Source organism: Empedobacter sp. UBA7620 (genome assembly GCF_002484185.1).
Lineage (GTDB): Bacteria > Bacteroidota > Bacteroidia > Flavobacteriales > Weeksellaceae > Empedobacter > Empedobacter falsenii_C.
The window spans coordinates 26,808-38,991 of the sequence record NZ_DLJI01000034.1 but is presented as its reverse complement, the minus strand read 5'-3'; the positions used below and the strand labels follow the sequence as shown (position 1 = coordinate 38,991).

Genomic DNA, 12,184 nt, shown 5'->3' with positions numbered 1-12,184 from the left:
ATTTATTGTTCGGTTTACAAATACAGAAAATAAATTGGTAACTTCGCTTTCAAATTGAAAAGATGAGCGAAAGAATAATAGGAATAATGGGTGCTATACCGCAAGAAATAAACGGTGTAGTCAACTTATTAACAAACAAGCAAGAACATAAAATTGGTCGAAGAAGTTATTTTACTGGAGAATTAAACAATCAAAAAGTTGTGGTCGTTTATTCTCGTGTTGGTAAAGTTGCTGCTTCTGCTACGGTTACAACTTTAATCCTTGAATTTAAAGTTTCTGAATTGATTTTTACAGGTGTTGCAGGCGGAATTCATGCTGATGTAAAAATTGGAGATATTGTGTTAGGACAAAGTTTGATTCAACATGATATGAATGCACAACCTCTTTTTCCTGCTTATGAAATCCCTATGTTAGGAAAAGCTTATTTTGAGGCTGATTCTTCTCAATTAGAAGTTGCGACAACAGCTATTTTAGAAATTTTAGAAGAGCAACATTTGCATAATGTGATTTCTGAAAAAGATTTGGATAAATTTAATATTCATCAACCTCAACTACATGTCGGTTTAATTGGTTCTGGAGATTTATTTTTCTCGACAAATTCTCAGAAAGAAAAATTACAACAAAACTTACCCGAAATACTTTGTGTCGAAATGGAAGGCGCTGCAGTAGCACAAGTTTGCTACGAATTTGATATTCCTTTTATCATCATCAGAACAATATCAGACGATGCCGACGATCATTCTACATTAGATTTTAATAGTTTTATAGAAAAAATTTCGAATGTATATTCAATAGAGATTATTAAGAACATCATCAAGTAAAAAGTCCTTTAAAAAGGGCTTTTTTTATGATGCACACATTAATAAAAAAAATCATCAAAAGATTTGATGATTTGCTTTCCAAATATTTAAAATGGATTGTGGGGAGAGCAGGATTCGAACCTGCGAAGGTTACCCAACGGATTTACAGTCCGTCCTCGTTGGCCGCTTGAGTATCTCCCCGCCTAATAATAAAGTATTCTTCAAAAAAGAAGAGCCGATAGAGGGACTCGAACCCACGACCTGCTGATTACAAATCAGCTGCTCTAGCCAGCTGAGCTACATCGGCGATTTTTTATTTTTGTTTTAAAAGTAAAATATAAACTTTTTTGGAGCCGATAGAGGGACTCGAACCCACGACCTGCTGATTACAAATCAGCTGCTCTAGCCAGCTGAGCTACATCGGCTTTTTAGTGGGGAGAGCAGGATTCGAACCTGCGAAGGTTACCCAACGGATTTACAGTCCGTCCTCGTTGGCCGCTTGAGTATCTCCCCGACCTATATTTTTGCTGAGCCGATAGAGGGACTCGAACCCACGACCTGCTGATTACAAATCAGCTGCTCTAGCCAGCTGAGCTACATCGGCAAAAATATTATTATTTGAATATTTCAAATTGAAAACAGGAGATTCATTTCTCGAAAGAAGTGTTGTTCCTTTTTCGTGGTGCAATATTAGGGCAGTTTTTCGAATCTCGCAAATGTTTTTTCAAAAAAAAGTAGAAGTTTTTTCGAAAAAACCACTTCAATTTTGAAAATCAGAATTTTAGAATTCAAAAAAAAATCAAACTTTTTTTCAATAAAAGTAAAAAAGATAATATTCTATTTACATTAGAGTCCCTATTTTTGTGGTCAATTAATCATTAATGCATCTTATCATACAAATTTTGCAACTTTTCGGAGCAATTGCTCTGTTCATTTTTGCGATAAAACTATTAAGCGAAAATTTACAAGCGTTATCTGGATCGAATTTTAAACGCACTTTAAACAAATTAACCAAAAACAATTTATCGACAATTGTTACAGGTACTTTTTTTACAACAGCCATACAATCTTCCTCGGCTGCAAGTGTATTTATATTAGGATTTGTAAATGCTGGATTGATTAATTTGCGAAAAGCATTTGGTTTGATATTAGGTGCAAATATCGGAACTACGCTTACATTATGGTTGGTCTATTTCGGAATGAAATTCGATTTGATACAAATTGCATTGCCTCTTATATTAGTGGCTTTTCCATTTTATTTATCAAAAAAACGTAATCAAAGAAAAGTAGGTGGAATTTTATTTTCACTTTCATTACTTTTTCTTTCGCTATATTTCTTGAAAACTTTTTTACCTTCTATAGAAAGTCATCAAAAGTTACAAGAATTCTTTCAACATTTATCGCATTATGGTTTTTTGACTAATTTATTATTTATTCTATTTGGAATATTATTAACAGTTTTAGTCCACTTTTCGTCAGCATCAATTACCATTGCAATTTTATTAGCAAGCAAAGGTTTACCTATCGAATTAGCCGCAATGATTGTTTTAGGAGCTAATATTGGAACAACTTTTACAGCGCATTTAGTTGCAGCAATTGGAGATAAATACACAAAAGTAGTCGCAGCATTTCATACATTTTTCAATGTTGTAATTGCGTTTATTTTTATGTTGATTGCTAATATTGTTTTAAAATTTATTGATTCAGCAATTTCATCGAATATTGCTATACAGCTTATTGCTTTTGATACCATTAGTAATTTGGTTGGTGTAATTTTATTTGCTCCTTTTATCAATAAATTGGCTTTCTACTGTCAGAAAAAGTATTTCTCGGTAAAATCTACAGATAATAAGTTAGAGTTTTATGCGATTCCATTTGGAACAAATTCTGACCTATATAAAAATGAAGCCAACAAAAAACTTCTGAAACTTGCTTCTACAACAAAACAAACGATTTATACGCTTGGTCGAATGATTACTGAAAGTGATGAAGAGAAAATTTTGGTTTTTCGTGAACGAATTTTGGAACTCGAAAAAGAAGGTGATCAATTGGAGCGAGAAGTCAATGAATTTTTGAATGAAATTGCTGATTTAGATTTACCAAACGAAAATAAAATTGCGATTCATCAACTAATTACGCTTTGTCATCATTTGGAAAGTGTGGGTGATATTGCGATTAAGATTTCGTCTATTCATCGTCGTCGTAGAATGACAAATAGTTATTTTACACCAAAAATGAGAACCTATTTGGTCGAATTTCAAAACAATTTAGATCAAACAACGCGAATTTTAAATCAAAATTTGAACGAAACACAAGAAGAAGTTTCTATTAAACAAGCGGAGTTTATCGAAAAAACGATTAATACAATTTACAAAGATGCCGAAGCCAATTTGATGAAGACAATCGAAAAAGAGAAGCTTTTGACTACAAGTGCGCTTTTCTACAAAGATTTAATTCAGAATTACGAAATTCTTGGTGATCATCTATACAAAGCTAATGCAACAATTGTTAAGCTAAAAAATCAGTAGATTTTTGTAAGTTTAAAGAAATTATATTGCATGGCTACTACATTTACAATAAAGCTTGAAGAGCAAATTATTGGAACTACAGAATTTGAATTTGCAGATGTTCCGATGGGAGTTGTTTATGGCAAAATAAATTTTATAGATATTGAATCTCCTTATTTATTATTCAAAAATTATTGTTTAGAAAATAACATCCAAATCAATGATGATTTTGAAGATTCTAGAATGATAGATACTGTTGTTATTCCAAATCTTAGAATTTATTATAATGATTTTAAAGAAGAATTAAAAGGCTGGGGAGCTGCAATTACTGGTTCTGAATTTTTAGATAATAAAATCTATTTTGAAATTCAATTTGGTGGTGTAATTTCAGAAACGATGTCAACTTTATTCAAACATCATTTTGATGAATATTTTAAATAATAGCTTATCTTGAATTAAAATTCATCAATTCGAGTGATTTTTAGAAATATATTTCTAAAAATTGTATCGAGAATTAAGATGAATTTTAAATACTAAAACCTTATTCTCGATACAAAATTCTAAACGAATTTCACTCGAATTGACGGTTTTATTTATAAATTTTCATAAAAATAGCATGCAAAGAAGTTTATCTGAAAAAATAAATTATGATTTGGAACAAGGTCGAAAGCACAAAGCAACTTTACGATTAAGAAATCTTATCAATGAATTTCCAAATGATTTGACTTTAAGAAATAAACTGGCTGAAATTTATTATGAAAGTGGCTTTTTAGATGAAGCTGGTAAATTTTGGATTTTATCAGAAGAAAGAAATTCAGAAATTGAGCGATGTATCGAAATTTACAAAAACTCTGTCAATAATTCTGGAAATCAGATTTTGAAAGACATTCTTTTTCGTGGAGATAAAACTAAATTATCACCTCATCTGCAATCAATTTTAAACGAATTAGAAAAAGATAGTTTCGAAAAGACTAAAAATATTCCCAATTTTCTACCTAAGAAAAATTACCAAGAAGAAAATAATTATAAAGAAACCTTTAAAGATAAACTTATAAAATATTTATTTTTTGGATTTCTAATTTTTATAGTTCTATTGATAATTCTTGGATTTATAAAATTAATTGAATGGTTTTAACTTCTAAATTCGCACACTTCTACTCTATTTTGTAATTTTGCAAAATGTTTGATTCAAAGCAAATTTTTTCTATTCAATCCGAAGAAGATTTCCAAAACGTTGCATTGGAAGTTTTCCGTTATCAAGCGCAAGAAAATGAAGTCTACAAAAACTTCTTAAATTTCTTGAACGTTGATTATTCTACTGTAAAACACACCAACGAAATTCCTTTTTTACCGATTCAGTTTTTTAAGAAATTTGAATTGATTTCGGGAAATCGTGAAGTGGAAAAAATTTTCACAAGTTCTGGAACAACTGGAATGGCGACAAGCAAGCATTTGGTTACGGATTTGGCATTGTATCATTACAGTTTAGAAAAATGTTTCGAACAATTTTATGGTCCACTTTCCGATTACACTATTTTTGCTCTTTTGCCTTCGTATTTGGAGCGCACAGGTTCGTCTCTAATTGATATGGTGGAGTATTGGATTGAGAAATCCGGCAGCGATAAAAGTGGTTTCTACTTGTATAATCACGATGAATTGTACGAAAATCTTATTGCCCACGAAAAAACGGGCAAGAAAGCAATTTTGATTGGTGTTTCGTTTGCTTTGTTAGATTTTGTCGAAAATTATAAAATGAATTTGCAACATACAATTGTCATGGAAACTGGCGGAATGAAAGGTCGCAAGAAAGAAATTACGCGCGAAGAATTGCATTCAATTTTGAAAAATGGTTTCGGAACAAATGAAATTCATTCGGAATATGGAATGACGGAATTGCTTTCGCAAGGTTATTCTCGAGGAGATTTGACGTTTAAATCGCCAAATTGGATGCGAATTTTGATCAGAGAAACCGAAGATCCTTTCCAATATGTTGAAGAGGGAAAAACAGGTGGCGTAAATGTGATTGATTTGGCAAATTACAATTCGATTAGTTTTATTGCAACTGATGATTTAGGTAAAAAAATAACTCACAATCAATTTGAAATCTTAGGACGTTTCGATCATTCGGATGTGCGAGGTTGTAATTTGATGGTGATTGAATAATAAATAAAATCCCGCACTGAGAAATTCAATGCAGGATTTTGTTTATTTCTTTTTCATTAAAATGACTGTATCCTTATTTCTTTCTGCTATTTTGTTTAAAAATTCTGAATATTCTTTGAGTTCTTTATTGGTTATAATTGCTTGATTAATCAATAAAATATAGGAAATAACAAATTCGTTATTTTTAATTTCGAGATGTTGTTTATATTGTAATTTATTTCCTAAAGCATTAATTTCTTTATCAAAACTATCATGTTTTAATGTAAAATCATTTGGAATTTTAGATTTAAATTGAATCACTTTTTGAAATGGAAAATCTAATTCAACTTGATATTTTCTATCCTTATCAATGGCTAAAAAATTTAAATCTTCATTAAACGGAAATTCAAATCCAAAATAATCTATTTTTTTCTCTTTTACAGCAAATATCTTATTAATAGAAGAATATTCTCCTTGATTATTTATATCATCTGACGAATACATTAATTCATTAAACATTGGAAAATCATATTTCTTTTGATTGTCTTTGTTAAAATAACCTTTGAATTTATTTAAAGACTTCATTCTAATATCATCTTGTTTAAACTCTATTTCATTAATTAAATAACTCTCCGATAAGGGAGGATTAATATTAAAGAACTCATCTTGTTTAGATTCAAGTTTTAAAACCAATTGATTATAGTAATCTAAATAAGGAAAAACAATTTTCTCCTTATAACTATCATCAACTATTTTTAAAATATTTTCATCAAAAAGATAAATCTGATTATCTAAAACTGACATATTTTGAATATTCGAAATTCTTGATACAATAGGAAAATTCATAATTAATCTTCCTCTACCTCTATAACTATTTATGACTAAATGAGATTCTATTCCTTTTGATTTGAGTAGTTTATTAACTAAAATAACTAGCTCTAAATTAGAACCTATTTTGGTTCTTAAAATTCCAGAATTAAAATTTGAGATTTTATCAATAGTATTAGAATTGTCTGTCTTGTAATTTTTTTTCACATATTCTATCACATTTTTATATGTTTCTAATTGAGAAGATCCATTCTGAATTTTTAAAGCAATCTCATTAAAATTAACTCCTCTTAAATTAGTTTCTATTTTCTTTGTAAAAACAGATCGAAATGAAGTCCATGTTGGAGAAGAAAAAATAGTACCATGCCAATCTTGCTCCGCTGTATATTGAAATCCTATTGACTCTTTAAAATCTCTAATATTATATACTTTATTGAATTTCTTTACACTTGGAACATTTTCAATTTCCCAAGATCTGTTTGCCTTTCTGTTTCCATATTTCTCATTCAGCTTTTGACCAATCAAGTAAATTCGATAATCAAAATCTGTATGCATTCTAATATCTAGTTTTGATGTTAAAGTTGGATAATCATTCTGAAAATTCCACGGTGTCGCATATAAATCTGCTGTACGTACATCTTCCGTTTCATATTCTATTATAGAGCCTACCTTAATATTTGGAATAGCATAAACTATTCTCCTAGTGTTTTCATCTACTGTTTCCTCTACAATATCAGCCTTATTAAGTTTAGAAATAATTATTTCATTATTAATCTTATTATAAACCTGAACTTTATTAATCTTTGGACGATTATATTTATTATTAGGATTATAAGTAAATTCTAGAATATTTCCTTCAATTGCATCTTGTTTTAAAATCTTTTTGCGAATATATTGTTTTATAACATATCCATAATTTTTCATTTGCAATTCTCCGTATTCTGAAAGAATAACAGCTGAAGCATCTAGCTCAAATGGAACATTTGTGTAGTTATATTCTTCTTCGGATATATTTCCGAATTCAAATTTAGTTGATTGGGCTAAACTTAATTGAACCAATAAAAAACTAAAAACAAAATAAATATTAAATTTCATACATAGTGTTATTGTATAAATATAAAAAACAAATCCCGCACTGAGAAATTCAGTGCGGGATTTTGGTTTATTTCTTTTTCATTAAAACTTCTTTCAGAGATTCTGTTTTTATTTTCTCAAAAAACTGTTTCAATTCATTGTATTTATCCGCTTCATAAACACCTTCTGGCAATAAAAATTGAATTGCTAACGTGAATTGTCCATCTTTTACTTTAGCTTCTTCATAATATTCTAAACCAAGCTCAGTTTTGTGATGCGCTTTGTATTTTTCATCAATTATCATTTCGTAACCATCTGGAATTTTAGATTTTACCTGAATATTAAATAAATAAGGATAATTAAATTCTATTTTGCGTTGACGATTGGTATCGTCAAAAGTATATTGTTTTAGAAATTCGCGCAAAGGATTAATAAATGTATAAAATGGAGCATTCGGAATTACAGTTTTTGCTTTATAGTTTTTAACGTAAGAATCGGTTTCGAAAATCGTTTTATCATTAATCTCTTCGTCCAAACGTACATCTAAAGATTCAGTCAAATATCTATTCAAAACTTTTTTTTCTTCTACATCATTATCATAAAAATAACCATTGAATTTGTCTTTACGATAGAGAACTAAATTTCCATTATTCATAAAATCATACTTTAATGATGATTCATAATAAGACAATTTTTGATTCAACTTTACAAAAGAAGCTTCACCTTTTTTGATGACAATTCCGTGATAATTAAACACGTCTAAAGGTCCAAATTCGATTTGCTCTTTATTTAATTTCGAAGCATCTAAAATAATATTTGAAGCGCCATTATTCAATTTCACAACTGTTAAAACAGAATTGAATTGATTGACAATTGGATAAGAAAACAAAATTTGTCCGTGATGACGACTACTAAACATAACCATCGAAGTTTCGAAACCTTTGGCTGTTAAAATTTCATTCAATAAAAGATTCATATCTGCCGTAGAACCAGACTTTTCTTTCAATAAAGTTTTATTTGAACGCGTTGGAATAATTCCATAAAATCTGTTCCATTTTACATTTGAATCAATATATTCAATCACATTTTTCAAAGTTTCTACCTCATCTTTTCCATTCGGAATATTTTGCGCTAAATCTCTGATTGCAGAAGGATTTCGATACAAATCATATTGTGCATTTATATCTTGAATCAAATCTCTCCACGCGTTCATCGTAGTTTTTTTTGCACCATCTGTATGATAAGTAGCAGCCTGTATTTTGATACGTTCACTTTGATCTTCAGGATTATAAACGTATTTTAATTGATTATAACTTTGGATATTATGTAATAACCACTCCGTTGAACTTGATTTACCTTTATACTTTGTATTCAAACCATCACCAATTGTAATAATCGAATAGGTACCATAAGCTTGATTATTTAATCGAAACTTGCTCGAAAGCGTTGGTATATCGTGTTGAAAATTCCACGCATCAATAGAAAAATTATGTTCGCTACTTTTGATATAAGTATACTCGATAATAGAACCAACTTTTACGTTTGGAAAAGTGAAACGTTTTGCAGCATACAATTCATTTAGAGAAACATCAAAAATCTCTTTCTCATCAATCGGAGTCATTTGCTCTACTCCATTTACAATATTAATTGTACCTCCCTTAATTCCGCTTATAGATTCATTTCTATTCTTGCTGTAATAATTCAGTTGTATATTTGCTTCATCAAGTCCTTTATCAGTCAGAATTTTGATTCTTCGTTTTACAGTCAAATAATAATTAGACGAAGTTAAATCCATTTTTCCTTCTTCTGAAAGAATAACAGCATCTGCATTTTTCTCGAAAGGAACTTGAGTTAAATTAATTTCTTGCTCCGAAATTTTTCCGAATTTTAAATCTTTCGATTGCGCATTTGTATATAATGCAATAAATAAAAAGAGTAAAGTAATTTTTAATTTCATTTCAATTTGTAATTCCTGCAAAAGTACGATACGCAACAAGATATAAAGAATAATCTAAATAAAATTTTGGTTACTTTTCTATCAATTCCTCCAACGCTTTTTCTAAGGTAGGATATTGAAATTCGAAACCTGTTTCTTGAATTTTAGTTGCATCAATTCGAGTACCTTTCAAAACTAAATCACTCATTTGTCCTAATACTAATTTCATTACAAAAGCAGGAATATTTGGCATAAAAAACGGTTTATTCATTTTTGTCGCTAACATATGATTGAATTCTGAATGATTAATATTTTCTGGTGATGAAGCATTATAATTTCCATTCATTTTTTCATCTTCAACAGCTTGCGCATAAATCTGTAACAAATCCGTAATATGTATCCAAGGCATCCATTGTTTTCCGTCACCAAGATTTGCTCCTACGCCAAGTTGAATAGGTTTTTTCAATAATTTGAAACCTTCGCCATTCTTTGCCAAAACCAACGAAGTTCTAAGACAAACCACTCTCGCTCCTATTTTTTCGAACTGATAAGCAGCATTTTCCCATGCGACACAAACTTTACCTAAAAAATCAATATTCGGTTCATCAGACTCTTTGAAAATCTTGTTCGAAGTAATTTGTCCATAATAAGCTGTTCCAGACGCGGAGATAAAAAATTTCAAATCAATATTCAATTTTTTGACATACTCAAAAAGTAAATTCGCTGTATCAACTCTACTCGAAAAAATTTCTTTTTTGTAAGAATTTGTCCATCTTTTCGCAATTAAGCTTCCAGCCAAATGAATAATTCCATCCAAATTTTCAAAAACTTTTTCATCAATTGTATCTTTATCCCAATGATAAAAAGGATGTTCAATCTGTTTTTCTCTTGTCAAAATGCGAACTTGATGTCCATTTTCAATTAAAATCTTCGTTAATTCTGAACCAATTAATCCACTTCCACCAGTCAATAGAATATTCATACTAAAATTTTTTCCTAATTTAGCTCATTCCAAAAATATAAACCAATGTTTAAAGGTAGATTTCCTTATCTAAAAAGAATGGGGGCTGATGAAGAAAAGAAGCTAAAACAAAAAATATTCGATATAGTTTTTGAAGCTGATACACCTTATGGAAAACTTTTTGATATCTCGTTATTACTTTTAATTTTATTAAGTGTAGGTTTGGTTATGTTGGAGTCTATTCCAGCAATTAATGCGAGACACCATACAGTTTTAGTATCTTTAGAATGGATTTTAACGTTTTTGTTCACTATAGAATATTTATTAAGAATCTACTGTGTTAAAAATCGTTGGCGATATATTTTTAGTTTTTATGGAGTTATTGATTTATTGTCTATTTTACCATTTTATCTTGGTTTAGTTTTACCTACAAGTAAGTACCTAGCAAGTATTCGTATTTTAAGATTGCTACGTATTTTCAGAATTTTTAACCTTACACGATTTACACGTGGGAAAAATGTGTTGGTGTTAGGGCTGAAAGAAAGTAAAGATAAAATCATCGTTTTCTTATCATTTGTAGTATTAATTGTTGTTGTAATTGGCTCGATCATGTATATGGTGGAACATGATCATCCCGAATCTGGTTTTACAAGTATACCTATTAGTATTTATTGGGCAATTGTTACTTTAACAACAGTAGGTTATGGTGATATTTCTCCCGTTACAGGTTTAGGACAATTTTTAGCTTCTGTTGTTATGATTATAGGTTATGGTGTAATTGCTGTTCCCACAAGTATTGTGACGATGGAAATGAATAAAGCCTCGAAAACAAAAGAAGATATTCCTACAAATACGCAAAGATGTCGCAATTGTGGCGATGATTATCATTTAGATGGAGCAATTTATTGCAAAACGTGTGGACATTTATTAAATGAGCCTTAAAATTTATCTAAATTAATAAATCGATTATTGTCAATATGATTGACATCTTCGTAATTTTTGGTGTAATTAATCGACATATTCAACTCGTAACCAACCAACATTAAAATCACATTGATGTATACAAAAATCATCATAATCATCACTAATCCAAGCGATCCATACAACAAATCAATGTTTGTAAAATAACTTAAATACGAATTAAAACCAATAACAGTTAACAAGAACAATACGGATGTCAAAATAGCTCCTGGTAAAACTGTACTACGCGATTTTTTGTGATTTGGTCCGAAATAATACAACATACACATCGAAACAAAGTAGAAAAGAAATACCGAAAAATAGTTGATTAAATACGAAAACTGTCCAAGTTTAGTCAAATATGAAACGTTGGTTAAGTATTTCCAAATAATTGATGTCGAATACGATAAAAACACTTGCAATACAATAAATGCGGTAAAAAATAATGTCAAAATTATCGAAATCATTCTCGATTTAGAGTTTTTTCGCTTCACATAAACATCTTGATAAGAAACATTAAATCCATTAATAATTCCTTGTATTCCGTTGGATGACATAAAAATTGTAACCAAAATCAAGAAATAATTCACTTTACGTTTTCCTTGCACAGCCGTCGTTTTATCAATATAAGAAATTACTTCGTTGCTCACATGTTTAGGCAAAAGTTGAGGAAGAAGTTGTGTAAATAATAGATTTTTTATTTCTTGGTAATAAACCAAATGTGGCAAAATACTAAACAAAAAAAGCAAAAATGGAAACATACTAAAAAATAAAATCCATGAAACTGCTGCCGAACGCAATGGGAAATTACCTTTCATGACGCGAATCCAAAAAACTTTCAAGAAATCATATACCGTGATGCCCGTATCTTTGTTCATTAATTTTGTTTTCGACCAATCTCGAAAATAATTTATTCCTGTATATGTTTTAAAATCTTGTAGAATGCGCATATTTTTGTCTCAATAAATAATTTTGA

At 29.6% G+C, this 12,184-nt stretch carries 10 protein-coding genes and 5 tRNA genes; 6 read left to right on the top strand and 9 right to left on the bottom strand.

Translation table 11 applies throughout. From position 1 onward, the window contains the following. The first annotated feature begins 62 nt into the window (after positions 1 to 62). Positions 63 to 821, top strand: coding sequence for a 5'-methylthioadenosine/adenosylhomocysteine nucleosidase (locus tag B2217_RS08270; RefSeq protein ID WP_125348831.1), 759 nt, complete (start codon positions 63 to 65; stop codon positions 819 to 821). A gap of 99 nt (positions 822 to 920) precedes the next feature. Here B2217_RS08270 and B2217_RS08265 read toward each other — a convergent pair. From B2217_RS08265 to B2217_RS08245, 5 genes are all read right to left on the bottom strand, one after another. Then, positions 921 to 1,001: transfer RNA gene (locus B2217_RS08265), tRNA-Tyr, on the bottom strand. A 32-nt stretch (positions 1,002 to 1,033) separates the two neighbouring features. After that, positions 1,034 to 1,107, bottom strand: a tRNA-Thr gene (locus B2217_RS08260). A 41-nt stretch (positions 1,108 to 1,148) separates the two neighbouring features. After that, positions 1,149 to 1,225: transfer RNA gene (locus B2217_RS08255), tRNA-Thr, on the bottom strand. 7 nt (positions 1,226 to 1,232) lie between these two features. Beyond that, a tRNA-Tyr gene (locus B2217_RS08250) sits at positions 1,233 to 1,313 on the bottom strand. A 17-nt stretch (positions 1,314 to 1,330) separates the two neighbouring features. Next, positions 1,331 to 1,404: transfer RNA gene (locus B2217_RS08245), tRNA-Thr, on the bottom strand. A gap of 277 nt (positions 1,405 to 1,681) precedes the next feature. On the opposite strand from B2217_RS08245, the gene B2217_RS08240 reads away from it, so the two are divergent. From B2217_RS08240 to B2217_RS08225, 4 genes are all read left to right on the top strand, one after another. Next, positions 1,682 to 3,328: a Na/Pi cotransporter family protein gene (locus tag B2217_RS08240; RefSeq protein WP_180904927.1), complete on the top strand. Its 1,647-nt coding sequence runs from the start codon at positions 1,682 to 1,684 to the stop codon at positions 3,326 to 3,328. Positions 3,329 to 3,358: 30 nt separating this feature from the next. Then, positions 3,359 to 3,748: a hypothetical protein gene (locus tag B2217_RS08235; protein WP_180904928.1), complete on the top strand. Its 390-nt coding sequence runs from the start codon at positions 3,359 to 3,361 to the stop codon at positions 3,746 to 3,748. 175 nt (positions 3,749 to 3,923) lie between these two features. Beyond that, positions 3,924 to 4,442, top strand: coding sequence for a DUF6584 family protein (locus B2217_RS08230; RefSeq protein ID WP_180904929.1), 519 nt, complete (start codon positions 3,924 to 3,926; stop codon positions 4,440 to 4,442). Positions 4,443 to 4,486: 44 nt separating this feature from the next. Continuing rightward, positions 4,487 to 5,470, top strand: coding sequence for an acyltransferase (locus B2217_RS08225; protein ID WP_038334559.1), 984 nt, complete (start codon positions 4,487 to 4,489; stop codon positions 5,468 to 5,470). 42 nt (positions 5,471 to 5,512) lie between these two features. Here B2217_RS08225 and B2217_RS08220 read toward each other — a convergent pair whose 3' ends face one another. From B2217_RS08220 to B2217_RS08210, 3 genes are all read right to left on the bottom strand, one after another. Further along, a complete protein-coding gene (locus B2217_RS08220) occupies positions 5,513 to 7,372 on the bottom strand; it encodes a DUF3857 domain-containing protein (protein WP_180904930.1) in 1,860 nt (619 codons plus the stop codon). A 67-nt stretch (positions 7,373 to 7,439) separates the two neighbouring features. Further along, a complete protein-coding gene (locus B2217_RS08215; RefSeq protein ID WP_180904931.1) occupies positions 7,440 to 9,308 on the bottom strand; it encodes a DUF3857 domain-containing protein in 1,869 nt (622 codons plus the stop codon). A 70-nt stretch (positions 9,309 to 9,378) separates the two neighbouring features. Then, positions 9,379 to 10,269 (bottom strand): TIGR01777 family oxidoreductase, encoded by an 891-nt coding sequence (locus tag B2217_RS08210; protein ID WP_180904932.1) that lies wholly within the window; start codon positions 10,267 to 10,269, stop codon positions 9,379 to 9,381. A 45-nt stretch (positions 10,270 to 10,314) separates the two neighbouring features. Between B2217_RS08210 and B2217_RS08205 the strand changes: the two genes are divergently transcribed. Next, positions 10,315 to 11,190: an ion transporter gene (locus tag B2217_RS08205; RefSeq protein WP_286478646.1), complete on the top strand. Its 876-nt coding sequence runs from the start codon at positions 10,315 to 10,317 to the stop codon at positions 11,188 to 11,190. Here the strand turns inward: B2217_RS08205 and B2217_RS08200 are convergent. Continuing rightward, the gene (locus tag B2217_RS08200; RefSeq protein ID WP_291122283.1) at positions 11,187 to 12,158 is read right to left on the bottom strand and encodes a YihY/virulence factor BrkB family protein; all 972 of its coding nucleotides are present in this window, start codon (positions 12,156 to 12,158) and stop codon (positions 11,187 to 11,189) included. The genes B2217_RS08205 and B2217_RS08200 overlap by 4 nt on opposite strands. Between the last annotated feature and the right edge of the window lie 26 nt (positions 12,159 to 12,184).